Here is a 22,606-nt window from a genome sequence, read left to right on the forward strand (position 1 = left end):
GGTGACGACCGACCTCCTCCTCCGGACGGAAAGGACCCCCCGCCGTGCCCAAGACCACCTTCACCCGTGAGCAGATCCGGTCGTTCGCACGGCTCTCGCCGTTCGAGCTGAAGGACACGTTCATCCGGATCGCGCAGGCCGCGCAGGACGGCGAGCCGGGCCAGAAGGGCACCTCGCAGACGCAGATGCTCAACGCGGGCCGCGGCAACCCCAACTGGGTCGCGACCGGACCCCGGGAGGCCTTCCTGGCGCTCGGCCACTTCGCCCTTTCGGAGTCCCGCCGGGTGTGGACCGCCGACGACCTCGGCGGCATGCCGGAGCCCGCCGGCTCGGGCGCCCGCTTCGACGCCTTCGTCCGGCGCCACCCCGACCTGCCGGGCATCGACCTGCTCCGGCGGTGCGTGGAGTACGCGGTGGAACGCTTCGGCTTCGACAAGGACGCGTTCGTGCACGAGCTGACGGACAGCTCGATCGGCGACAACTATCCCGTACCGGACCGCATCCTCACCCACACCGAGCAGGTCGTACGCGGCTACCTGGCCGACGAGATGTTCGGCGGGCGGCCGCCCGCCGGGAACCTGTCGCTGTTCGCCACCGAGGGCGGCACGGCCGCCATGTGCTACATCTTCGACTCCCTGACGAAGAACGGGATCCTGCGCAAGGGCGACCGGATCGCGCTGATGGTGCCGGTCTTCACCCCGTACATCGAGATCCCCGAGCTGGACACGTACGCGTTCGACGTCGTCCACGTCGAGGCCTCCCGGTTCGCCGAGACGGGGGTGCGCGAGTGGCGCTACCCGGAGGAGGAGATCGAGAAGCTGGCCGACCCGTCGGTGAAGCTGGTCTGCGTCGTCAACCCGTCCAACCCGCCGTCCCTGGCACTGGGCGAGCCGGTCAGGACGCACCTGCGGAAGATCGTCGCCACCCGCAACCCGAACCTGCTGATCGTCACGGACGACGTGTACGGCACCTTCGTGGAGGGCTTCCGCTCGCTCGCGGCCGACCTGCCCCGCAACACGCTCCTCGTCTACTCGTACTCCAAGCACTACGGCTGCACCGGCCACCGCCTCGGCGTCATCGGCCTGAACGACGACAACGTCGTCGACGAGATGCTGGCGAACCTGCCGGCGGCCGAGAAGGAGCGCCTGAACCGGCGGTACGGCACGCTCAGCCTGGAGCCGGAGAAGATCCGCTTCATCGACCGGCTGGTCGCCGACTCGCGCCAGGTCGCGCTGAACCACACCGCCGGGCTCTCCCTCCCGCAGCAGGTGATGATGGTCCTCTTCTCCCTCTTCGACCTCCTGGAGGAGGGCCGGGCGTACAAGGAGCGGATCCGGGGGATCGTGCGCCGGCGGCTGGGCCTGCTCCTCGAAGGCGCGCGGATGAAGATCGCCGACGATCCGCTGCGGGCCGCGTACTACGTCGAGCTCGACCTGCTCGCGGAGGCGGAGCGGGTGCACGGGAAGGACTTCGCGGACTTCCTGGTGAAGAACTACGAGCCGGTGGACCCGCTGTTCCGGCTGGCCGAACAGACCGGTGTGGTCCTGCTGAACGGCGGCGGCTTCGACGGCCCCGAGTGGTCCGTGCGCGTCTCGCTCGCCAACCTCGACGACCTCGACTACCTGAAGATCGGCCACCAGCTGCGCAGGATCTTCGACGACTACGAGGAGGAGTGGAGGACCGCGCGCGCGGCCGGCTGAGCGGGACCGGGAGCGCGCCCCGGCCGGCGGTGGGGTGGTACCGGCCGGGGCGCGCGGCGTGGGGGGAGGGGGGAGGAGTGGCGGCGGCTCGGGGCGGTGCGGGGAGGAAGTACGGGTGCGGGGGCGGGGTTTCGGTGTGTACGGGTGCGGGGGCGGGGTTTCGGTGTGTACGGGTGCGCGGGCGGGGTCTTCGACGGGTACGGCGGCAGGCTAGCGGGGGCGGGGGCCTGGCGGGAGCGTCCCGGCGGCCCCGGGCGGTTTCTTAGGGTCCGCTTAAGGCGCGGCTAGGGTCCGCGAAAGGTCGGCCGTCCTCGAGCCGCGCCGGCACCGGACGGGAGGCGCCGGGTCGGAGCCCGGGGCCGGCGGACTGGTCAGGCCCCGCGGGTGCCCGCCGGGAGGCGGCGGCCGCGGCGCCGTGGCCGGTTGCCGCGCCGGCCACCGGAACCACCGGCCCGGCGGGTGCCGAGGCCGATCCAGATCCGGACCTCGGTGCCGCCGAGCACCGAGTGGCCGATCCGGACGTCACCGCCGGTGGACTCGGCCATGCGGCGCACGATGTCCAGACCGAGCCCGGTCGAACCGGCCCGTTCCCCGCTGTTGCCGCGGGCGAGCGCGGCGGCCGGGTCGGCGATGCCCGGGCCCGCGTCCGAGACGAGGACGATGACGGCGTCCTCGCCGTTGTGCAGGTCGACGGAGAAGGCGGTGCCCTCCGGGGTGTGCCGGAAGACGTTGCCGAGGAGCGCGTCGAGCGCGGCGGCGAGTTCGGGCCGGGCGACGGGGATGCGGACCGGGCGGTCCACGCCCGCGACCCGGACCCGGCGGCCCTCGTCCTCGGCCAGCGCCGACCAGAACCCCATGCGTTCGCGGACCACCTCGGCCGCGTCGCAGCCCGCGCCGGCCCCGGTGGCCTGGGTCTGCGGCTTCGCCTCCCGGGCCGTACGGATGATGGTGTCGACCTCGCGCTCCAGCTGCTCCACGGCGGCTCTCGTCTGGTCGGCGGCCGGCCCCGAGCCGAGCGAGGCCGCGTTGAGCCGGAGCACCGTGAGCGGGGTGCGCAGCCGGTGGGAGAGGTCGGCGGCCAGTTCGCGTTCGTTGGCGAGGAGCTGGACGACCTGGTCGGCCATGGCGTTGAACGCGACGGCGGCCGATTTGAGTTCGGGCGGCCCCTCCTCGGGCACGCGGGCGCCGAGCTTCCCCTCCCCCAGGTCGTGGGCGGCGCCCGCGAGGCGCTGGGCGGGCCGGACCATGCGGACGCCGAGCCGGTCGGCGACGGCGACGGAGCCGACGACGAGGGCGGCGCCGACCCCGGCGAGGACGAGCCACGCGGTGGCGACCCCGTTGCTGACCTCGTCCTCGGGCACGAAGAGTTCGACGACGGCGACCTGGCCGCTGCCGACCGCCGTGGGCTGGAGCAGCGCGAAGCCGCCCGGCACCTCGGTGCTGGAGGCGCGGCCGAGCGCGCGGGTGGCGGCGAGGTCGGCCGCGCCGGCCCGGCGGGTGCCGATCTCCAGGGCCCGCCCGCCCGGCCCGGCACCGGGCACGTGGACGGCGAGGCGCCCGGCGGTCCCGTCCTCGGTGGTGGCGACGGCCTTCTCCAGTTCGGCGCGGTCGGTGGTGATGGCGAGGACCGGGGCGAGCCCGGCGGCCTTGCGCTCGGCGTTGGAGAAGGCCCGGTCGCGGGCCATCTCCGCCACGACGAGGCCGAGCGGGACGGCGAAGGCGACGACGACCATGACGGTGACGGCGAGGGCCACCTTGACGAGGGCCCATCTCACGGTTGTGGCTCCGCGCCGCTGTCCGCGTCCGTTCCCGCCCCGGGTCCGGCTTCCCGGGGCGGTTCGAGCTTCACCCCGACCCCGCGCAGGGTGTGCAGGTAGCGGGGGTTCGCCGCCGTCTCACCCAGCTTGCGGCGCAGCCACGACAGATGGACGTCGATGGTCTGGTCGTCCCCGTACGACTGCCGCCACACCTCCGCGAGCAGTTCCTTGCGCGGGACGACCACGCCGGGCCGCCCGGCGAGGTAGGCCAGCAGGTCGAACTCGCGCCGGGTCAGATCGAGCGCGGTCCCGTCCAGTCGGGCCTGGCGCCGCAGCGGGTCGACGGTGAGCCCGCCGACGCCGAGCACCCGCGACGGGGGCACCTCCCCGGCCCCCGCCCGCGCCCTGCGCAGGACCGCGGCCATCCGGGCCGAGAGGTGGTCCACCGAGAAGGGCTTGGTGAGGTAGTCGTCGGCGCCCGCGTTGAGGAGCCGTACGATCTCGGCCTCGTCGTCCCGGGCCGTCGCGATGATCACCGGTACGTCGGTGATGCCACGCAGCATCTTCAGCGCCTCGGACCCGTCCAGATCGGGCAGTCCGAGGTCCAGGATCACGACGTCGAAGCGGACATGGGCGACCTCGCGCAGCGCCTCCAGAGCCGTGCCGACGCTCCGTACGGTGTGGGATTCCGCGGGCAGCGCCGTCAGGTGCCTGATGAGGGCGGAGCGCACGAACGGATCGTCCTCGACCACGAGCACACTTGCCATGGGCGGCACCGTACGCCATCCGGGGGACCCGGTACGCGCGTCCACCCTCCCGCCCGCGCGGGTGCGGGGTGGTGCAGTATGGCCCGGATGCGAAGAGGACTCGTTCACGCCCTGGCCTGGTCGCTCGCCACCGGCGCGGCGGTCACCCTGTCCTGGTGGGGGGTGCACGCGGTGCTGGCCGGCACCGCCTACGACCCGCCCCGGGCTCTGCCCCTGCCGGCCGTCGGCACCGGCGGCGAGGACCCGCGGGCGTCCTCCACCCACCGCCCCTCCCCGCCTCCTTCCTCTCCCCCGCCGCCGTCGCCCGTCTCCTCCACCCCGGCGACACCGGAGCCGTCCCGGGACGGAGCGGGCGCCCGCACGCCCTCGTCGGCTCCCCCGCCGTCCGCGACCCCGCCCCCGTCGCCGACGACCGCGCCGCCGTCCCGCGCGCAGGGGTACACCGTGGACGGGGGCCGGGTCACCTTCGACCTCGGGAGGTCCTCCGCCGAGCTGGTGTCCGCGACGCCCGCGTCCGGCTGGCGCATGCAGGTGTGGAAGCAACCGTCCTGGATCCGGGTCACGTTCACCCGCGACGGCCGGGAGCAGTCGGTGTTCTGCGTGTGGCACGACACCGCGCCCCGCGTGCAGATCGAGGACCGGCGGGCGTAGCGGGCGTCCCGCCGGGGCGTCCTCCCGTCCTACCGGAAGACGGAGGGCGGCGGTACGGGCGAGGGCTTGGCCCCGGCGTCGGTGACGGGGGCCGCCCCTCCGGTGAAGTCGGTGAGGGAGCGGCCGTGTTCGACCCGGCCCGGGTGCGGGTCGCCGGCGACCCGGCGGGTCAGCTCCGCGACCGGGAGTTCCCGGTCGGAGGCGACCAGCACCGCGTTGCCGAAGCGCCGGCCGCGCAGCACGGTCGGGTCGGCGACGAGGGCCAGTTCGGGGAAGACGCGCGCGGCGGTGGCGACCTGGCCGCGCAGGTGGGCCAGGGGCGGGCCGTCGGCGAGGTTCGCCGCGTACAGGCCGCCGGGCCGCAGGGCCCTGCGCACCTCGGTGAGGAACTCGGTGCTGGTGAGGTGGGCGGGGGTACGGGCACCGCTGAAGACGTCCGCGATGATCAGGTCCGCCCAGCCGTCCGGCACTTTGCCGAGCCCGGCGCGGGCGTCGGTGGACCGGACGCGGACGCGGGCCCCGGGGTCGAGCGGCAGGGCGCGCCGGACCAGCTGGACCAGGGGCGCGTCGATCTCCACGATCTGCTGGGTGGAGCGGGGCCGGGTCGCGGCGACGTACCGGGCGAGGGTGAAGGCGCCGCCGCCGAGGTGGACGGCCTGGAGCGGCCGGTTCGGCGGCGCGGCGAGGTCGGCGACGTGGCCGAGGCGCCGCTGGTACTCGAAGGAGAGGTGGGCCGGGTCGTCCAGGTCGACGTGCGACTGGGGGGCGCCGTCGATGAGCAGCGTCCAGGCGCGGGGCCGTTCCCGGTCGGGTATGAGTTCGGCGAGGCCGCCGTCGACGGTCTCGACGACGGACGCGGCTCCGGCCGCCCGGTCCCGCTGCTTGTTCCTGGCCACGGCCCCATTATCCGCGCCCGGGCGGTGCCGGGACCCAGGAGGCGGCGGACCCCCGGGGCGCGGGCGCGCCGCGTCCGGGCACGACGAAGGGCCCGGGCCGGGGACGGGTCGGTGACCCGGGGCCGGTACGGGCGGAGCGGGGGCGTCAGCGGTGGGACGTCCCGCGGCGGCGGAGGGTGCGGCGGTGGCGGCGGGCGGTGCGGCGGCCACCGTCGGCGGGGTCCCGCGAGGGGCGGGCGCCGGGTGGGTCAGCGGCAGCCGTCGGCCGCTTCGATCATGCGGGCCGCCTGTCCGAGGGCCTCGCGCAGGACCGCCGGGTCGGTGACCGTGCCGCTGTCCCCCGGCGGCAGCAGCCAGCCCGCCGGGCGGGGGGCGTCGCCCGCCGGCTCGGGCAGTTCGGGCAGTTCCGGGAGGCGCAGCCCCCGGCCGGAGGTCTGCGTACACGCGCTGCCCGGCATGTCCCAGGCCGCCGCCGTCCCGGGCGGGACCAGGAAGCCGAGGGTGTCGCAGGCCCCGTCGTGCAGCACCGGCCCGACCACCGGGGCGCCGCCGCGCCGCAGGATGTCGACGGCCTCCAGGCCCTGGCGCACGGGCACGGTCACCAGGTCGCAGGGGCCGGCGGGTCCGGTGGCGGGGGGCGCCGCGCCGGTCTCCGGGGCGGGCGCGGGCCGGGCGGCGGCCGACTGCGATCCGATCTCCGACATGGGGGACCCCTCCTCGCTCCAGAGGAGACGCGTTCCGTCTCTCCATACGGTTCAACGCCCGTGCGCGTCAACGGCTACGGCGGCACGCCGCCGCAAAGGATGGCAGTTCATGGCAGATCGCGGGCGAGATATCCGCTTTGTGGCCAAACTCAACGTACGCATCCGGTCACAGCGGGTACGTTCTTGCCGCCGGAACACCCGGCAGCACCAGGAGAGGGCTCGGCCATGGCCATGTCACGGGCAGTTCCCAATCTCGCCTTCCGGCGGCTCCGCGGACAGCACTCTCCGGCGGAGTTCGCCGCCGCGGTCCGCCGGGCGGCGCGGGAGATCGGCGAACAGGTCGCGTGCGACGCCCGCTACATCGGGCGCGTGGAGGCGGGCGAGATCCGCTGCCCCAACTACGCGTACGAGCGGGTCTTCCTGCACATGTTCCCCGGGCTGACCCTCGCCGACCTGGGCTTCTCCGCGCGGGAGGCGGTGCGCGGCCGACGGCGGGCCCTCACCGCCGCGGTGCCACCGCCCCCCGCCGTCACGACCCGGAACGATGAGGAGAGCGACGTGCTGCGTCGCGCATTCATGACGAGCGGGACCGCCGCCCTGGCGGCCGCCTCGCTGGGACTCGGCGGCACGGCCGTCGCGATCCCCGCCCCCCGCGGCGGCGGCCACCGGATCGGCGAGGCCGAGGCGCGGGCCGTCGAGGAGGCCGTACGCCAGATCCGGCTGCTGGACGACCGGCACGGCGGCGACGGGCTGTACAAGGTGGCCGCGCAGCCGCTGCGCGGCGCCTACGCCCTGCTGGACGCGGGGACCGCGGCCCGCCGCTCCACCGAGGACCGGCTGTACGCGGGCGCCGGGGAACTGTCCCTCTCCGTGGGCTGGCTGGCGCACGACTCGGGCCGCCACGAGGACGCGCGCTCCCACTACGCCGAGGCGCTCGCCACCGCGCGGGTCTCCGGGAACGCGGCGCTCGAGGCCCACGCCTTCTGCAACACGTCCTTCCTGGCCCGGGACACCGGGCGGCACCGCGAGGCGGTCCGGGCGGCGCAGGCCGGCCTGCGGGCGGCCCGGCCGCTCGGCTCGGCCCGGCTGCTCTCCCTGCTCTGCCTGCGGGAGGCCGCCGCCTGGGCCTGCCTCGGGGACCGGTCGGCCTGCGAGGAGGCCCTCGGCCGCGCCCACACCCACTTCGAGCGGGGCACGGCCGACGACGACCCCGAGTGGATGTCGTTCTTCGGCGAACCGGAACGGGAGGCGCTGGAGGCGCACTGCTGGTCGGCGCTGGGCGACTGGGGCCGCGCGGCCCGCCACGCCCACCGCGCCACCGTCCTGCAGAACCCGCACTTCGCCCGCAACCTCGCGCTCTACCGCGCGCAGCTCGCCGGGAACCTGGCCCGCGCGGGCCGTCCCGACGAGGCGGAGGCGGAGGCCCGCCGCGTCGAGGAGTCCCTGGCGGGCATCGCCTCCGCCCGCATCGACGGCCTCCTCGCCGACACCCGCCGGGTCCTGGCCACGTACTGAGGGGGTGGGGGCGCGCTTCCCGGTCCGCCCGGGCAGGTCCCGGCCCGGAGCCCTGCGGCTAACGCTCCAGGTGGCCGGTGTCGTTCCAGCGTTCGATCGCCGGGGCGCCGTACGCCCAGCCGAGCACCGACAGGCTCGTCGGGTCGAGGCGGATGCGGGAGGCGAAGGAGACGTCCTCGCCCAGCCAGCGCGCGCCGATCGAGCGCAGGATGTGGCCGTGGGCGAAGACCAGGACGTCCCGGTCGGCCGAGCGTGCCCAGGCCACGATCTCGTCGGCGCGGGCCGACAGCCGCTCCAGCGTCTCGCCCTCGGGGACGCCGTCCCGCCAGATCAGCCAGCCGGGCCGGCGCTCGTGGATCTGGGCGGGCGTCAGCCCTTCGTACGCGCCGTAGTCCCACTCCATCAGCGCGTCCCACGGCTCGGCCCGGTCGGCGAAGCCGGCGAGCGCGCAGGTCTCGCTCGCCCGGACCAGCGGGCTGGTGCGCACCTCGACGCCGGGCAGGCCCTGCCACGGCCCCCGGTGCAGGCGCTCGCCGAGCAGCTTCGCGCCGCGCCGGCCCTCGTCGAGCAGCGGGATGTCGGTCCTGCCGGTGTGCCGGCCGAGAAGCGACCACTCGGTCTGGCCGTGCCGGGCGAGCAGGATGCGCGGTGCCATGGAAGGGCTCTCCAGAGGTTCACGGTTCAAGGGATGCCCCTCCATCATCGCCCAGGCCGTCGCGGCTCCCGCCGGGCCGGGCCCCCGCACCCCGTCACGGCGGCGGCTCATGGCCGAACCGCCCCCGGTTGTCGGTGGCGGATGCGAGACTTCCACGGGTGAGCACTTCCCTGGACCACGGCCCGTCCCGATCGCCGCAGCCACCCCTCCGGCAGCTGCTCGCCGAGCTGCGCGGACCGGCGGTCGCGCCGCGCCCGCTGGACGCGCGGGCGCTGGCGGCGCTCGCCGCCAATCCCGGCTGCCGCCGGCGCGCCCTGCTCGACGGGGCGGGTGTCGACAAGGCGGCCCTGGCCTCGAAGCTCGGCTCGCCGGCGCCGTTCGGGCAGTCGCAGTTCGCGATCGTGCGGGGCAACTCCTTCGAGGCGAAGGTCAAGGCGGACGGCGGGCGCGAACTGCTGCGCCTGCTCGGGGTGGAGGACCCCGGCGCCGTCTCCGTACCGGATCTGGCGGCGTCCGGGCCGCAGGGGCGGGCGGCCAGGACGGCGCTCGCGCTGCGGGAGGCGACCACCGCCGGCGGCTGGTCGCTGCTCGACCATCCGATGCTGGTCCTCGAGGTGGCCGGCTCGCCCGTGTACCTCGAGCCCGACGCGGTCCTGGTCCACCCCGACGGGCGGTGGACGGTCGTGGAGATCAAGTCCTTCCCCATGATCGACGGCGCGGCCGACGCGGCGAAGGTGGGCGCCGCCGCCCGCCAGGCCGCCGTGTACGTGCTGGCCCTGGAGCGGACGGCAGCGGTGACCGAGGGCGCGGAGGTGGCGCACACGGTGCTGCTGGTCTGCCCCCGGGACTTCTCCAACGCGCCCACGGCCTCCCGGGTGGACGTCCGCAAGCAGCGGGCGGTCACCCGCCGCCAGCTGGCCCGGCTGACCCGCATCGAGGAGATCGCCGGCGCCCTGCCGGAGGGGACGGGGTTCGACGTGACGGAGCGCTCGGCGGCGGAGCTCGCGGAGGCGGTGGAGTGCGTGCCCCACGCGTACGCCCCCGAGTGCCTGGCCGCGTGCGAGCTGGCCTTCCACTGCCGGGCGCGGGCCCGTGAGGCGGGCGCCGTGGAGACCCTGGGCCGTTCGGTACGGGGCGAGCTCGGCGGCCTGACCACGGTCGGCGCCGTGCTGGCGGCGGCGCGCGGCGAGGACGGCGACCCGCGGGACCCGGCGGTGGCGGCCCTGCGCCGGGCCCGGGCCCTGCGCGACGAGGCCCTCGCGGGGACGGGGGCCGCCGCGTGTCGCTGATCGCCACCCTGGCCCGGATGGAGGCGGTGGAGACCGGGCGGGCACAGCCCCTGGCCACCGTCCGGCACCGGCACCTGTCCGGCCGGCCGCTCGTCCTCGTCCCGCTGACCACCGCCGGTGAGGCGGGCGCCCCGCTCGGGGCCCTGGTCGGCACCGACCCCGAGCGGCCCCGGCTCCTGGTGGTGCCGCAGCCCCGGGACCGGGAGCTGCGGTTCGCGTTCCTCGCCGATCTGGCGGAGGAGGTCCTGCCGTACCTCGACACGTACACGGACGCCGTGGAGATCGTCGAGCGGAACGAGACCGATCCCGCGACCGGCAAGCGGACCAGGGTCGAGGTCGAGCTGTGCGCGGACGCGCCGCAGCTGATCGTGCCGAGCCGGGCGGGCATCGAGTACGTACGGCTCCTCGGCCGGTCCATGCGCTTCCGGCGGACGGCCGAGCAGGACCCGGACGCGCCGTTCCCGGCGCCGCCGCGCGTGCCGCTGCTCGGGCGATGGCTGACCCACTACGGGGAGCGGGCCCGGGTCCCCGGTTCCTCGCTGCTGCTCGCGGCGACCGACCTGCTGGGCCGGCACTGGGCGACCGGCCAGTCCTCCCTGGAGGACCAGCACCTGGGCGCGCTGCTCGCCTGGATCGACCCGCCGGAGGGGGAGTCGGGCGCCGAGGCGGCCCTGCGGGCCGAGCTGGGACGGGACGCGGAGGGCCGGCTGCTCTGCCCGCCGGCCGGACCGGCCACCGACCCGGCCTTCGACAACCGGCTGCTCGCGCCCGCGATCGAGCGCTACGACCGGGCCCGGCAGGCGCTCGGCGCGGCCGAGGACGGCGAGGCGGCCGACAGCGGTCTCGCCGAGCTGCACCGGGCCGAGCGGGAGCTGCGACGCCTCGTCGCCTCCCAGCTGGAGCCGGTCTGGGACGCGGTGTGGCGGGCACTCGGGCTGTTGCGCCGGCTGCCGGAGGGGGCCCGGGTGGCCGAGCGCTGGACGGGGGACCGCTGGTCCTTCACCGCCCACCGGGACCGGGTCGCCGCGGGCGAGCCGCCGCAGCCGCGCCGGGACAGCGCGGTCGCGGCGGCGGCGAAGCTCGCGGCCCGGGAGCGGGCGCAGGCGCAGCTGGAGGCGCAGGAGGCACTGGACGATCCGCTGGTCCTGGCCGGGCGCCGGCTCGCGGGCGAGGCGTTCGCCGCCGAGGTGGTGGAGGTGACGATGGCGTGGACGGAGTCGAAGCGTCCGGCGCCGCGCCCGCTGCTCACGGTCCGCACGGACGACCGGCCGCACCTGGCCGAGGGGGTGAAGGTCTTCCGTTCCCTGGAGGGCAAGCCGCAGTCGGCGGAGTTCGTCCGGTACGAGGAGGACGGGGCGCTGGTGCTGCGGCTCCTTGACCGGATGGGCCGGTCGAAGGAGCCGGCCGAGGGCTCGGTGCCGGAGAAGGGCGAGCTGCTGGCCTGGACCCTGTTCGAGCACGACCAGCGGGTGGGGCCGGGGCTGCCGGACCCGGACGAGACGCCCTGGACGCACGGCGGTCCGCCCGCCGGTGCCGACACCGCCGAACTGCCCGACGCCGTGACCCCCGAGGACCTGCTGTGACCCTGTTCGATCCCGGCGCCGAGGCGGCGCGGGCGACGTCCGCGATCCTGGCCGACACCCTGCACGGCACCGCCCGGGGTGTGGTGGTCGACTCCCCGCCGGGCGCCGGCAAGTCGACCCTGGTGGTGCGGGCCGCCCTGGAGCTGGCGGCCGCCGGACGGCCGCTGATGGTGGTGGCCCAGACGAACGCCCAGGTGGACGACCTGGTGCTGCGGCTGGCCGAGAAGCAGCCGGACCTGGAGGTGGGCCGGCTCCACTCGAACGACCGCGACGCGTACGACAAGGCGCTCGACGACCTGCCGCAGGTGCGGAAGTCGGCGAAGCCCGGCGAGCTGACCGGGCTGCCGGTGGTGATCTCGACCGCCGCCAAGTGGGCGCACGTGAAGAACGTGGAGCCGTGGTCGCACGCCATCGTGGACGAGGCGTACCAGATGCGTTCGGACGCGCTGCTCGCGGTGGCGGGCCTCTTCGAGCGGGCGCTGTTCGTGGGCGATCCGGGTCAGCTGGACCCGTTCTCGGTGGTGGGCGCGGACCAGTGGGCGGGGCTCTCGTACGACCCGTCGGCCTCGGCGGTCTCCACCCTGCTCGCGCACAACCCGGAGCTGCCGCAGCACCGGCTGCCGGTGTCCTGGCGGCTGCCCGCCTCTGCGGCGCCGCTGGTGTCGGACGCCTTCTACCCGTACACGCCGTTCCGCAGCGGTACCGGCCACGGGGACCGGCGGCTGTCCTTCGGGGTGCCCTCGGACGGCTCGGGCCCGGACCGGGTCCTGGACGAGGCCGCCGCCTCCGGGTGGGGGCTGCTCGAACTGCCGGCCCGGCACACCCCGCGCACCGACCCGGAGGCGGTCGGCGCGGTCGCGCTGGTGGTGCGGCGGCTCCTGGACCGGGGTGGGGCGGCGGTCTCGGAGCGGTCGGAGCACCCGGTGCCGCTGACCCCGGACCGGATCGCGGTCGGCACCGCCCACCGCGATCAGGCGGCGGCGGTGCGGGCGGCGCTCACGGAGCTGGGCGTGTCGGGGGTGACGGTGGACACGGCGAACCGTCTGCAGGGGCGCGAGTACGACGTGACGGTCGTGCTCCACCCGCTCTCCGGGCGCCCGGACGCGACCGCCTTCCACCTGGAGACGGGCCGTCTGTGCGTTCTGGCCTCGCGCCACCGTCACGCGTGCGTCGTGGTGTGCCGGGCGGGCGTGGCGGAACTGCTGGACGAGCATCCGTCGACGGAGCCGGTGCAGCTGGGCGTCACGGTGAAGTTCCCGGACGGCTGGGAGGCGAACCACGCGGTCCTCTCGCACCTGGCCGAGCACCGGGTGAGCTGGACGCCCTGAGGGCGGGGCCGGGAGCGTGGGCCATGACGCGCTCTTGCGGGGCGCGGGACAATGGAGGACGGCCCGGGGTTCCGGGCCGTCCGTGTGCGCGAGGAGGAGAAGTGCGATGGCGGAATCCGCGGAACGGAGCGGTCAGCGGCGGCTCAGGCCGGCTCCGCTGATCTTCGAGCCTGCCGAGGCGACCGCCGACCCGGAGCACTTCTTCGACCTGGAGTCGATCGAGGATCCGAAGGAGCTGCTCGCCCGGGCGACGGAGCTGACGCTCGCCTTCCGGGCGGCGACGGACCGGGCGATCGAGTTCCAGGCGGTGGCGGCGGCGCAGCTGGCCGACCCGAAGCGGTTCGACCGGCTGACGGTGGCGGCCGTGGCGGAGCGGGCGGAGTGGACGGAGGACTACGCCCGCAAGATGATCGAGTTCGGCCGCGACCTGATCCGTACGAACGGGCGCCCGGCGGAGGACTGAGCGGGGGCCCGGACCGTACGGGCGGGGCTCCGGCGCCGGGCGCGGGCCGGGGCGTACGAGCCTGGGTCCGGCGCCGTCCGGGACGGTGGCCCGGACGTGCGAGCGGGGCTCCGGCGCCGGGCGCGGGGGCGGACCGGTCCGGAGGTACCGGCCGTCTGGCATATGCGGGGCGTACGGTACCGCCCCGCCGGGGCTCCTGTCCGGGATTTCCGGAACTCTCGGCGACCCCATCGTCACCGCCGGTAGATGTGGGGGCATGACGACCTGGCTGCGAGACGAGACCCCGCACGACATCTTCCGCTTTCTGCGCGAGGGCGACGACGGCCGCCACCAGACCGCCCGGGTGACCGCCGCCGGGGCCGCCTGGCTGGCCTCGGCCGCCAAGGACGGCCACGCGGCGCTGGAGCGCTGGGAGGCGCGGCCCGCCTCCCCGGCCGTCCTGCCCTGCGGGTCGCTCTTCGACGTCGTCAACGTGGACCCGGTCTTCGGGCGCCGCATGCTGGACCGCCTGTGGGAGGAAGGGCCCGGTTCGGGGCCGGTCGCCGTCCACCGGGGGCGGATGCTGCTGTTCGCCGCGCCCGGGACGGCCCAGCGTTTACCGGCGCTCCTGGACTGGGAGGAGTGGGGTGACGCGGTGCCCCGGCCGCTCTGCCTGGGGGTGGGGGACGCCGTGACGGTGCCGCCCCTCGCGCCCGCCGGGACGGCGGGGCCGCGCTGGCTGGTGGCGCCCGACACCCGGCACCCGTGGCTGCCGGGACCCGAGGTCGTGCTCTGGGCGTGCGTGCGGGCCGTCCGGGCGGCCTCCGCCGCCGACGTGCGGGTATCGATTTTTCCTCCCGCCGGTCCGGGTGCTAATGTCTACGACGTCAGCAGGCGCCGCTAGCTCAGTTGGTTAGAGCAGCTGACTCTTAATCAGCGGGTCCGGGGTTCGAGTCCCTGGCGGCGCACCGACAGAAGAAGCCCCTCGCGCGAGCGGGGGGCTTCTTCGTGCTCCGGGGGCGGCCGGAGCGGGGTTCAGCGGGTCGCGGCCGGGCTGATCTTGACCGTCCAGTCACCGGTGCCGGTGCGCTCCACGACCTCCACCCGGACCGGCGTACCCGGCACGGTGAGTGCCTCGCCCTCCTCCAGGGGGGCGTCCGCGAGCGGCGGGTACACGGACCGCTCCCAGCAGGCCTCGGTGGCGGGGTGGGCGTCGACCACCTCGACCGGGCCGTCACCGGAGGCCGCCCCGCCGTCGATCCGGTAGACGAGGACGCCCTCGGTGCAGGTGTCGGCGTCGTTGCCGGTGGCGGCGCGGGCCTCGATCGCGAGGGCGCTGTCCCGGCCGGTGCGGACGACGGCGAGCCGGGTGCCGACGCTGCCGCCGGCGCTGGGCCCGGCGGCGACCGGCTCCAGGCTGACCACCCGGGGTTCGGCGCCCTGGACGCAGGTCACCTGGCCGCGGGTGAGCCAGCCGAGCTTCCACTTGTGCCAGGCGAAGAGGTCGGGGGCGAGTCCGAACTGGCTGCCCATGACGTCCCAGTCCCCGACGTGGGTGTCCCAGTCGCCCTTGCCGTCGGCCGGCCGGCGGTAGAGGTCGGGCAGGTCGAAGACGTGCCCGGTCTCGTGCGCGAGGACGTTCCGGTCGGGCGGATGGCGCTCGAAGACGGTGACCACCCGTTCGATGCCGGTGCCGTCGACCTTCAGGGGCCGTTCGAGGTTGACGACCTTGGTGGCGTCGGAGTCCACGCCGGGCGCGTCGGGGTCGGCGACCAGGTAGACGATGTCGTACCGGGAGAAGTCCACGGCCTCGTCGGCGGCGGCGACGGCGTCCCGCAGATAGGCGGCGCGTTTCCCCGGGTCCCAGTCCCGCCGTATGGCGTAGGCGGTCGACTCGCGGGGCATCGGCGTCCAGGTGGCCTGGGCGTGCGGGCGGAGGGTGAAGCGGCCGTAGGAGGAGCGGGCGAAGTAGTCGCTGGTGGCGGGGAAGTGGTCGGCGGCCAGTTCGGCGGGGGTGGTGAGCGGGGTGGCGTCCGGGAACGACAGGAACACCATGACGGCGTCGAGGGTGCGGGCCGGGCGCGGATAGGAGTCGTTCCAGGTGTCGAGGCCGAGCGAGTGGTGCGCGGCGGTACGGGGCAGGGCGCAGGGTCCGGCCGAGGGCGCCCCGGAGGCGGGGCCCGCGACCAGCCCCGTCGCGGCGAGCGCCGTGAGGGCGGTGAAGGCCGCCGCGCCGGCGCGCAGCCGTGCGCGTTCCACTCCCCCGGGTGGCTGCTGAGCCCTCACGTGGACCTCCGGTTCGGGAATGCGGGACACCCCACCCACCTTGTGGTGGTTTGCGAGGTTTCGCATGTTTCCGCTGCCCCGGTCGGGTGAGTGCGCCTCGCGCGGTCGACGCGACACGAGCGGAGAACAGTTCACGGAAAGTCACATTCGATCAGGTCGTCATCGACCCGTGTCAGACCCGCGCAGAAACGATCGGGCAGGGCCGGACGGTGGGGAGCCTCACAGCTCCCGGGGCCCCCGCGGGGGCCCCGGGAGCTGGAAGGGCCCCCCGGCCTGCCTCTATGATCGGCTCACTTTCCTTGGCCGACCATCCCGACCACATGTGAACGGCCCGACTGCACTACGGGAGCGAGCGGTGAGCGGAACCCCCGAAGGACCGGTGCATCCTGAGCCGCCGGGCGTGACGCCCGCCGAGCCCACGCTCACGGAGCGTCACGTCGACCCCTGCACCGTCCCGTACGCCGAGCCGCGCGCCGAGCCCTCCGCCGTACGCCCTCCCGAGCGCCGGACCGACCGCCGGCCGGAGCACCGCCCCGCGCACCCTCCCGAGTGCCCCCGGGAGGACCCGGAGGACCGGGCCGCGCGCCGCCGCGAGGCCGAACTCCGCGACTACAGCGCCGCCTTCCGCGCCGCCCAGCTCGCGATGGCCGTCGTCGACCAGAACGGCGTCGTGGTCGACGCCAACGACTCCTTCGGCACCCTCCTCGGCGCCGAGGCCGCCTCCCTGCGCCGGCAGGCCGCCGCCGACCTCGTCGACCTCGCCTCCGACGGCCGCACCTGGCACGCCTACCGCGAGGTGCTGCGCGGCCACCGCAACCGCTTCCGCTGCACGCGCCGCCTCAAGCATCCCGACGGCCGGTCCCTGTGGGCCGAGGTCACCGTCTCCCCGGTCCCCGACAGCCGCCGCGTCCTGCTCTCCATCGCCGACATCAGCGACCGGCGGGAACTCCAGGCCCGCCTGCGCCACCTCCAGATGCACGACCCGGTGACCCGGCTGCCCAACCGCACCCTCTTCTTCGAGCGGCTCTCGGCCGCCCTGGAGACAGCCGCCCAGGACGCCGAGCACGCCCTGGACCCCCACGACCTCCCGGAGACCCGCGCGGACGGGGACGCCCGGGGCGACGACCCGGACCCGTGGGAGTCGTCGCACGCGTCGTACCGGTCGTACGGGTATGGCAGAACAGGGCGGATCGGGCTCTGCTACCTGGATCTGGACGGCTTCAAGGCGGTCAACGACACCCTGGGCCACCGCGTCGGGGACCGGCTGCTCGCCGCCGTCGCCGCCCGGCTGACCGAATGCGCCGACAGCGACGGCTACACCCGCCACGGGGGCCATCTCGTGGCCCGGCTCGGCGGCGACGAGTTCGCGATCCTGGTCGAGGACTCCACCGGTACGGAACAACTGGCCGACCTGGCGCGGTCGGTGCTGCGGGCGCTCCAGCGGCCCTTCGACCTGGGCGGCCAGCGGCTCTCGGTCTCCGCCTCGATCGGTGTGGTCGAGCGCCTGGCCCACGGCACGACGGCCACCGGCCTCATGCAGGCCGCCGACACGACGCTGTACTGGGCGAAGGCGGACGGCAAGGCCCGCTGGACCCTCTTCGACCCGGAGCGCAACGCCCACCGCATGACCCGGCAGTCGCTCTCCTCCACGCTGCGCCCCGCCGTGGAGCGCGGGGAGTTCACACTGGAGTACCAGCCGCTGGTCGGGCTGACCGACGGCGCGGTGCGCGGGGTGGAGGCGCTGGTGCGCTGGAACCATCCGCAGTTCGGGGTCCTCGCGCCGAATCGGTTCATCGGGATCGCGGAGGAGGACGGCTCGATCGTGGAGCTGGGCCGGTGGGTGCTGCGCACCGCCTGCCGGCAGGCCCGTCAGTGGCAGAAGGACCATCCGCGCGAGCGCCCGATCTTCGTCAGCGTGAACGTGGCGGTCCGTCAGGTGTGGGACTCCGACCTGGTGGCGGACGTGGCCGGCATCCTCGCGGACACCGGGCTCGCCCCGCACCTGCTCCAGCTGGAGCTGACCGAGTCGGCCGTCATGGGCTCGGCGGGCCGGCCGCTCCAGGCGCTCCAGGCGCTGAGCGACATGGGGGTGCGGATCGCCATCGACGACTTCGGCACCGGCTACTCCAACCTGGCCTATCTGAGCCGTCTGCCCGTCTCGGTCCTGAAGCTGGACGGCTCCTTCGTGCGCGGCTTCCAGGACGAGGAGCACGCGAACCCGGCGGACGAGCTGATCGTGGAGGCCCTGGTGCAGCTGGCGCACCGGCTCGGGCTGACCGTCACCGCCGAGTGCGTGGAGACCTCGGGGCAGGCCAGCCGGCTGCGGCGGATCGGCTGCGACACGGGGCAGGGCTGGCTGTACTCGCGGGCGGTGGCCCCCGACCGGATCGCGGAGCTGATCGGCGGGACCGAGCCCCTGCGGGTCTGACCCGGCACGGGGCCGGTGCCGGCGCCCGGTCCGGGGCCACGCGCGCGTACGGGCCGCTGGGTGGTTCCGGGCATGGAACTGCCCCCGGCCGGAGGGACATTCCGGGCGGGGGCAGCGATCATAGGGAGCCGTTCGGGCCCCGGGGCCGGCCGGGGCGGGATGCCCCGGCCGGATCAGGAGTGGCGTGTCTGTCAGGCCGGATCAGGGAGTCAGCAGGCGCCCTGGTCCTTCCAGACGCCCCACTCGCCGGTCGTGCCCGGCTCCTCGTTCTGGGTCCACCACTGGGCCTTCCAGGTGCGGCCCTTGTGGGAGACGAGGCTGCCCGCGGTGTAGACGGTGCCGGCCTTGTACGCCGGGGCGGTGCAGCTGCCGGACGGCGGCGGGGTGGTGGGCGGCGTCGTCGGCGGGGTCGTGGTCGGCGGGGTGGTCGGAGGCGTCGTCGGCGGAGTGGTGGGCGGCGTGGTGGTGGCGCCGAGCGCGTCGTTGATCTGCGTCAGCAGCGTCGCCTTGTCGTCCAGGCCGAGCAGCGAGTACATCATCGCGCCGCCGAGGCCGCGCTGCTTGCCGTAGTTCACGCGCTCCTGGATGGACTTCTGGTTCAGGCCGGTGAAGAACTCGCCGTCCTTGTAGAAGTAGGAGGACTTGGAGCGGTCGTCCCAGAAGGTGGTCGCCGGGTTGTCGACGATGCCGCCCAGCTCCTTGTAGTGGGCGATGCCGGGCTGCTGGCTGAGCGGGCGGGCGGCCGAGCCGCCGGTGGCGGGCTGGGCGAGGCCGTTGGTGGTGCCGGCCGGGACGCCCTTCCAGCCGCGGTAGTAGAACTCGTAGCCGAGGGTCAGCTTGTTCGCGGGGAAGCCGCCCGCGATGCCGTAGGCCGGGCTGCCGTCGATCCAGGAGTCGATGGCCGCGTCGATGCCGTACTTCTCGGTGCCGGGGGCGATGACGTCGGTCGGGTCGTCCGGGGAGGCGTACAGCGGGGACTGGTGGTACGTCGGCCCGTCGCCGTCCCAGGCGCCGTGCATGTCGTACGTCATGATGTTCGCGTAGTCGAGGTACGCGCCGATCTTGTCCGTCTCGATGTGCTTGATCTTGTCCTGGCCGGCCGGGAGGGCGGCGGTCAGCAGGTACTTCTTGCCGCCGTTGGCCGCGCCGTGCGCGTCGAGCTGCTTGCGGAACTCGGCGAGCAGGAGGGTGAAGTTCTGCTTGTCCTCGGGGCCGTAGTGGTTGCCCAGGTGGCCTCCGGAGGAGCCGGGGTACTCCCAGTCGATGTCGATGCCGTCGAAGATCCCGGCCGCGGTGCCGGGGCCGCCGAAACCGCCCTCGACGGGCAGGTTGCCCTTGATGTACTGGTCGATGCAGGAGGAGACGAGCTTCTTGCGGCTCGCGTCGGTCTTCGCCGCGTCGTGGAAGTACTTGGAGTAGGTCCAGCCGCCGAGCGAGATGTTGATCTTCAGGTGGGGGTACTTCGCCTTCAGTTCCTTGAACTGGTTGAAGACGCCCACGATCGGCTGGTCCCACTTGTCGGCGACGCCGTCGACGCTGTCCGCCGCCGAGAAGGACTTCTGGTAGTCGGCGTACGAGTCGCCCGCACCGTCCCCCGCGTTGGGGTTGTTGTCGTCACCCGCGGCCTTGTTGGCCATGAAACAGGTGAGGTTGGTGGGGTGGATGTTGCCGAACGAGTAGTTGATGACGTCCAGCTTGCTCGCGATGCCCCGGGTGTCGAGGTGCTTGGGGTAGAACGCGTTGCCGTACACGCTCCACTGGTCGTAGTACGCGATGCGGACGTTCCCCGCGGAGGCGGCGGTCGTCGTGCCGGCCGCCTGGGCGGAGCCGAGGCCGGCGGTGGCGGCGAGCGCGCCGGCGGCGAGGGCCGAGCTGAGCAGCGCGGCGATCAAGGGCTTGCGGGGGTGCACGTGCGGCCTCCGGGGGGTACTGGGGGTACTGGGCTGTGCCGTACTGGAGTGGGAGAAGTGTTAACCGGCGCGTGAACGGCGCGTCAATGGTCTGAACCAGATTGAGGACTAGACCAATTCACGCGGGAAAGCCCTTGTCAAAGACGCGCAGCACAGAAAAGAACCGCCCGCCACCATCGGTGACGAGCGGTTTAAGGTTCACTTAGGTTGGGCGCGGCGGCGGTCCCGGAAGGAACCACCGCACCGAAGAAAGTGGCCGGCGGACGGCGGGATTCACGACAGCGGGGGCCGCTCCGGCAGTCGCGGCAGCCCGTACGCGTCGGCGATCAGCTCGTAGCTGCGCAGCCGCGCCTCGCCGCCGTGGACATTGGCCGTCAGCATCAGTTCGTCCGCGCCTGTCCGCTTCCGCAGGTCGTCCAGGCCCGTCCGCACCTCGTCCGGGGTGCCGTACACGACGTTCCCCAGCCAGTCGTCCACGAACTCGCGCTCGGCGGGCCCGAAGGCGTACGCCTCCGCCTCCTCCGGCGTCGGGATGAGTCCGGGCCTGCCGGTGCGCAGCCGCAGCATCGACAGCGCGCCGGTCAGCACCTGCCGGTGCGCCTCCTTCGCCTCGTCGGCGGCGAGCGCGGCCACGCCGATCAGGGCGTAGGGCGCGTCGAGCACCGCGGAGGGCCGGAAGGACTCGCGGTAGAGGTCGAGCGCCGGGAGGGTGTTCCGGGCGGAGAAGTGGTGGGCGAAGGCGAAGGGCAGCCCGAGGAGCCCGGCGAGGCGGGCGCTGAAGCCGGAGGAGCCCAGCAGCCAGACCGGGGGGCGGCCCTTCGGGCCCTGCACCGGACCCGGCACGGCGTGGATGCGGGCGTAGGGGTGGCCGTCCGGGAAGTCGTCGTCCAGGAAACGGGTCAGCTCCGAGAGCTGCTCGGGGAAGTCGTCCGCACCCTCGTGGAGGCGGTCGGTGCGGCGCAGCGCGGCGGCGGTGGCGCCGTCCGTGCCGGGCGCTCGGCCGAGGCCGAGGTCGACGCGGCCCGGGGCGAGCGCCTCCAGGGTGCCGAACTGCTCGGCGACGACGAGCGGGGCGTGGTTGGGCAGCATCACGCCGCCGGAACCGAGCCGGATGCGGTGGGTGTGGGCGGCGAGGTGGGCCAGGATCACGGCCGGCGAGGAGGAGGCGACGCCCGGCATGGAGTGGTGCTCGGCCACCCAGTGCCGGTGGAAGCCGCGCCGCTCGGCCAGCCTGCTGAGCTCGACGCTCGTGGCGAGCGCCTGGCTCGCGGTGCGCCCGCTGCCGACGGTCACCAGGTCCAGGACGGACAGGGGTACGGGTGCGGTCCCCCGCGCCTCTCCTCGAATGCTGTCGCTCACCGTCTGGATCCTCCTCGGCACCTGTGCGTCTTACCCCGGTCCAGAACAGGAGGGCGTCTCCGCTTATTCCCCGCTCCGGCGCGGGGAGGGCCCGCGGGGTGGTTTCCGGCCACCGGGGAGGAGCGGCAGGGGCCCGTCCCTCCACAAAAAATCTTCCCGCCTCCACACGCCCGACACGGAGCCGAACACCCGTCCGCACCGCGCTGACCTCGGGGTCTGGGGATCACTCATGACAGTGGCATATGCCAGGGTGGAGCGCCCCAGCGTACGGCCCGGGTCCTCCGCAGCATTCTCGCCGACAGCCGCCCCGCAAACGGCCCTTGGCGGCTATCGTGGTACGGAAGCTTGCGGTCACAACCTGGTAGGGGGAAACCGTGGCGCTGAAGCCCGAGCCCACCGCACCGTTCCACTCGGTGCAATACGCCCTGCGCGTCCTCGAGACGGTCTCACGGCACGGTGGCGGGGTGACGGACGTCCAGATCGCGCGCGAGACCGGTCTGCCCGTCGCCCACCTGTCCTCCCTGCTGCTCATGCTCCGCCGCGAGGGATACGTCGAGCAGGTCGCCGACGGCGCCTATGTGATCGGGGACTCCCTCGTCCTCCTCGGTTCCGGCCTGACCCGCCGCGAAGCGCTGGAGGCCAAGCTCCAGGAGACCCTGACCGAGCTGCGCGACTCCGTCGGCGCGGCCGTCTACATCAGCCGGTACATCGACGGCGAGGTGAAGATCACCCAGTTCGCCGACGGCCCGCGCACCCCGAAGGTCAACGAGTGGGTGGACTTCCGCTCGGCCGCGCACGCCAGCGCGGTCGGCAAGTGCCTGCTCACCCAGCTCGACCAGAACGGCCGGCGGGACCACCTCGCCCGGCACAAGATCGCCCGGCTGACCTCCCGGACGATCACCAACGAGAAGGTCCTCTTCTCCAAGCTCGACAGCCAGCCGCCGACGGTCCCCGTGCTCGACCTGCAGGAGTACGCGGTGGGCACGGTCTGCGCCGCCGTCCCGCTGACGGCCGGTTCCGCCGTGGGCTGCCTCGCGCTGTCGCTGCCGATCGAGCACGCCCACCGGCTGCGCTCGGCGGCGGACACCCTGAACCGCAGGGCGGCACCGGTGGTGCTGTCGCTGGCGATCTGACCGGATCCGGCCGGTGGGCGTCCCGCCGGGGGTGTTCCCCGGCCGGGGCCGGACCGCGTCCCGGGGGTGGTCGGGAGCACCCCGCCGGAGCAGGTAGTATTTTCTTCGTCAGCAGGCGCCGCTAGCTCAGTTGGTTAGAGCAGCTGACTCTTAATCAGCGGGTCCGGGGTTCGAGTCCCTGGCGGCGCACCGACGGAAGAAGC

General features: G+C 74.5%; 18 protein-coding genes and 2 tRNA genes. 12 read left to right on the plus strand and 8 right to left on the minus strand.

All coding sequences use genetic code 11. The features are described from left to right. Window positions 1-44 precede the first annotated feature (44 nt). Complete coding sequence (locus tag ABTY40_RS02355) at window positions 45-1,700, plus strand: bifunctional aspartate transaminase/aspartate 4-decarboxylase (RefSeq protein ID WP_352057764.1); 1,656 nt, start codon at window positions 45-47, stop codon at window positions 1,698-1,700. Window positions 1,701-2,071: 371 nt separating this feature from the next. On the opposite strand, the gene ABTY40_RS02360 is transcribed toward ABTY40_RS02355, so the two are convergent. Both ABTY40_RS02360 and ABTY40_RS02365 read right to left on the minus strand, forming a co-directional pair. Continuing rightward, a complete protein-coding gene (locus ABTY40_RS02360; protein WP_352057765.1) occupies window positions 2,072-3,475 on the minus strand; it encodes a HAMP domain-containing sensor histidine kinase in 1,404 nt (467 codons plus the stop codon). After that, complete coding sequence (locus ABTY40_RS02365) at window positions 3,472-4,224, minus strand: response regulator transcription factor (RefSeq protein WP_352057766.1); 753 nt, start codon at window positions 4,222-4,224, stop codon at window positions 3,472-3,474. Before ABTY40_RS02365 ends, ABTY40_RS02360 begins: the two co-directional genes overlap by 4 nt. Before the next feature lie 78 nt (window positions 4,225-4,302). Between ABTY40_RS02365 and ABTY40_RS02370 the strand changes: the two genes are divergently transcribed. Then, window positions 4,303-4,875, plus strand: a complete 573-nt coding sequence (locus ABTY40_RS02370) for a hypothetical protein (protein ID WP_352057767.1) — start codon at window positions 4,303-4,305, stop codon at window positions 4,873-4,875. A 29-nt stretch (window positions 4,876-4,904) separates the two neighbouring features. On the opposite strand, the gene ABTY40_RS02375 is transcribed toward ABTY40_RS02370, so the two are convergent. Beyond that, entirely contained in the window at window positions 4,905-5,771 is an 867-nt protein-coding gene (locus ABTY40_RS02375) for a spermidine synthase (RefSeq protein WP_352057768.1), read from the minus strand. A 248-nt stretch (window positions 5,772-6,019) separates the two neighbouring features. Further along, on the minus strand, window positions 6,020-6,475 hold the full coding sequence (locus tag ABTY40_RS02380; RefSeq protein WP_352057769.1) for a hypothetical protein: 456 nt from the start codon (window positions 6,473-6,475) through the stop codon (window positions 6,020-6,022). Between the two features lie 225 nt (window positions 6,476-6,700). On the opposite strand from ABTY40_RS02380, the gene ABTY40_RS02385 reads away from it, so the two are divergent. After that, window positions 6,701-7,990, plus strand: coding sequence for an NsdA family TPR-like regulatory protein (locus tag ABTY40_RS02385; protein WP_352057770.1), 1,290 nt, complete (start codon window positions 6,701-6,703; stop codon window positions 7,988-7,990). A gap of 58 nt (window positions 7,991-8,048) precedes the next feature. Here the strand turns inward: ABTY40_RS02385 and ABTY40_RS02390 are convergent, their stop codons facing one another. After that, entirely contained in the window at window positions 8,049-8,645 is a 597-nt protein-coding gene (locus ABTY40_RS02390; protein WP_352057771.1) for a histidine phosphatase family protein, read from the minus strand. A 158-nt stretch (window positions 8,646-8,803) separates the two neighbouring features. Between ABTY40_RS02390 and ABTY40_RS02395 the strand changes: the two genes are divergently transcribed. The 6 genes from ABTY40_RS02395 to ABTY40_RS02420 all read left to right on the plus strand — a co-directional run bounded on the left by ABTY40_RS02395 (window position 8,804) and on the right by ABTY40_RS02420 (window position 14,255). Continuing rightward, a complete protein-coding gene (locus ABTY40_RS02395) occupies window positions 8,804-9,934 on the plus strand; it encodes a hypothetical protein (RefSeq protein ID WP_352057772.1) in 1,131 nt (376 codons plus the stop codon). Continuing rightward, the gene (locus tag ABTY40_RS02400; protein ID WP_352057773.1) at window positions 9,925-11,517 is read left to right on the plus strand and encodes a hypothetical protein; all 1,593 of its coding nucleotides are present in this window, start codon (window positions 9,925-9,927) and stop codon (window positions 11,515-11,517) included. Before ABTY40_RS02395 ends, ABTY40_RS02400 begins: the two co-directional genes overlap by 10 nt. Beyond that, on the plus strand, window positions 11,514-12,845 hold the full coding sequence (locus ABTY40_RS02405) for an AAA domain-containing protein (RefSeq protein ID WP_352057774.1): 1,332 nt from the start codon (window positions 11,514-11,516) through the stop codon (window positions 12,843-12,845). The genes ABTY40_RS02400 and ABTY40_RS02405 overlap by 4 nt, the downstream gene beginning before the upstream one ends. A 106-nt stretch (window positions 12,846-12,951) precedes the next feature. Then, on the plus strand, window positions 12,952-13,308 hold the full coding sequence (locus ABTY40_RS02410; RefSeq protein WP_309054908.1) for a DUF8844 domain-containing protein: 357 nt from the start codon (window positions 12,952-12,954) through the stop codon (window positions 13,306-13,308). A gap of 256 nt (window positions 13,309-13,564) precedes the next feature. Further along, a complete protein-coding gene (locus tag ABTY40_RS02415; protein ID WP_352057775.1) occupies window positions 13,565-14,191 on the plus strand; it encodes a bifunctional DNA primase/polymerase in 627 nt (208 codons plus the stop codon). Then, window positions 14,182-14,255, plus strand: a tRNA-Lys gene (locus tag ABTY40_RS02420). Before ABTY40_RS02415 ends, ABTY40_RS02420 begins: the two co-directional genes overlap by 10 nt. 67 nt (window positions 14,256-14,322) lie before the next feature. Here the strand turns inward: ABTY40_RS02420 and ABTY40_RS02425 are convergent. After that, window positions 14,323-15,603, minus strand: coding sequence for a M6 family metalloprotease domain-containing protein (locus ABTY40_RS02425; protein ID WP_502990463.1), 1,281 nt, complete (start codon window positions 15,601-15,603; stop codon window positions 14,323-14,325). Between the two features lie 613 nt (window positions 15,604-16,216). Here ABTY40_RS02425 and ABTY40_RS02430 point away from each other — a divergent pair. Beyond that, window positions 16,217-18,001 carry a putative bifunctional diguanylate cyclase/phosphodiesterase gene (locus ABTY40_RS02430; RefSeq protein ID WP_502990471.1) on the plus strand — a complete coding sequence of 595 codons (1,785 nt, stop codon included), beginning with the start codon at window positions 16,217-16,219 and terminating at the stop codon, window positions 17,999-18,001. Window positions 18,002-18,210: 209 nt separating this feature from the next. On the opposite strand, the gene ABTY40_RS02435 is transcribed toward ABTY40_RS02430, so the two are convergent. Next, the gene (locus tag ABTY40_RS02435) at window positions 18,211-19,911 is read right to left on the minus strand and encodes a glycosyl hydrolase family 18 protein (protein ID WP_352057777.1); all 1,701 of its coding nucleotides are present in this window, start codon (window positions 19,909-19,911) and stop codon (window positions 18,211-18,213) included. A gap of 273 nt (window positions 19,912-20,184) precedes the next feature. Continuing rightward, on the minus strand, window positions 20,185-21,270 hold the full coding sequence (locus tag ABTY40_RS02440) for an LLM class flavin-dependent oxidoreductase (RefSeq protein WP_352057778.1): 1,086 nt from the start codon (window positions 21,268-21,270) through the stop codon (window positions 20,185-20,187). Window positions 21,271-21,644: 374 nt separating this feature from the next. Between ABTY40_RS02440 and ABTY40_RS02445 the strand changes: the two genes are divergently transcribed. Both ABTY40_RS02445 and ABTY40_RS02450 read left to right on the plus strand, forming a co-directional pair. Beyond that, a complete protein-coding gene (locus ABTY40_RS02445; RefSeq protein ID WP_352057779.1) occupies window positions 21,645-22,403 on the plus strand; it encodes an IclR family transcriptional regulator in 759 nt (252 codons plus the stop codon). A 115-nt stretch (window positions 22,404-22,518) separates the two neighbouring features. Next, a tRNA-Lys gene (locus tag ABTY40_RS02450) sits at window positions 22,519-22,592 on the plus strand. Window positions 22,593-22,606: the final 14 nt, after the last annotated feature.

The organism is Streptomyces sp. NPDC126503 (assembly GCF_040302405.1).
GTDB classification, from domain to species: domain Bacteria; phylum Actinomycetota; class Actinomycetes; order Streptomycetales; family Streptomycetaceae; genus Streptomyces; species Streptomyces gulbargensis.

Excerpts from the sequence above, each read along its gene's own strand:
- ABTY40_RS02365 (WP_352057766.1), bottom strand. The coding sequence starts at position 4,224 with ATGGCAAGTGTGCTCGTGGTCGAGGACGATCCGTTCGTGCGCTCCGCC.
- ABTY40_RS02370 (WP_352057767.1), top strand. The coding sequence starts at position 4,303 with ATGGCCCGGATGCGAAGAGGACTCGTTCACGCCCTGGCCTGGTCGCTC.
- ABTY40_RS02380 (WP_352057769.1), bottom strand. The coding sequence starts at position 6,475 with ATGTCGGAGATCGGATCGCAGTCGGCCGCCGCCCGGCCCGCGCCCGCC.
- ABTY40_RS02385 (WP_352057770.1), top strand. The coding sequence starts at position 6,701 with ATGGCCATGTCACGGGCAGTTCCCAATCTCGCCTTCCGGCGGCTCCGC.
- ABTY40_RS02390 (WP_352057771.1), bottom strand. The coding sequence starts at position 8,645 with ATGGCACCGCGCATCCTGCTCGCCCGGCACGGCCAGACCGAGTGGTCG.
- ABTY40_RS02410 (WP_309054908.1), top strand. The coding sequence starts at position 12,952 with ATGGCGGAATCCGCGGAACGGAGCGGTCAGCGGCGGCTCAGGCCGGCT.
- ABTY40_RS02415 (WP_352057775.1), top strand. The coding sequence starts at position 13,565 with ATGACGACCTGGCTGCGAGACGAGACCCCGCACGACATCTTCCGCTTT.
- ABTY40_RS02430 (WP_502990471.1), top strand. The coding sequence starts at position 16,217 with ATGGCCGTCGTCGACCAGAACGGCGTCGTGGTCGACGCCAACGACTCC.